Here is a 590-nt window from a genome sequence, read left to right on the forward strand (position 1 = left end):
AGACTGCATGCAGTGTCAAAGGCTGATCGCTTGAGGGGTAGATTTTTCCTGTTGTGTGGAAAAAGAGACTTAGCAGCTGCATGGCATTATAAGTGGACCCTTGCATTTCAGAGAGCCCTGCTATGATGATATTCCCCAGTGGATGACCCGCAAATGCTCCGGCCTCTTCTGAGAAACGGTACTGAAAAACCTTCTCATAAAACTTGGGCATATCCGACATGGCCACAAGGACATTACGGAGATCACCTGGTGGTGTCAGCTGTTGGATATTCTTTCTTAGCTCACCAGAAGATCCACCATCATCAGCTACCGTTACGATGGCTGCGATCTCAACATCCTTTTCTCGCAAACTTTTCAAAATGACGGGGATACCTGTTCCTCCACCAATTACCGTTATCTTTGGTTTTCTCATGAACGGTTTACCGTTTCCTTTCTTCTGTCTTTGTCACGATGGCTTTCATTGACAGGCCAGTTTTTAGCAAGGTCCTCAGCGATTCGTTTTGCAAAGGCAACACTACGGTGCTGTCCACCTGTACATCCTACTGCAATGGTTAAAACAGACTTGCCTTCTTTTTTGTAACTTGGCAAAA

General features: G+C 45.6%; 2 protein-coding genes. Both read right to left on the bottom strand.

The window, feature by feature from the left end:
* Nucleotides 1–412, bottom strand: a 412-nt coding sequence (locus tag GMD4S_RS10105) for a 2-phospho-L-lactate transferase CofD family protein (protein WP_001231064.1), incomplete at its 3' end; no start/stop codon positions are given.
* The coding region (locus GMD4S_RS10110) for a RapZ C-terminal domain-containing protein (protein WP_000685798.1) at nt 409–590 on the bottom strand (182 nt) is incomplete at its 5' end. The genes GMD4S_RS10110 and GMD4S_RS10105, both read right to left, overlap by 4 nt.

This window comes from Streptococcus sp. GMD4S, assembly GCF_000296955.1.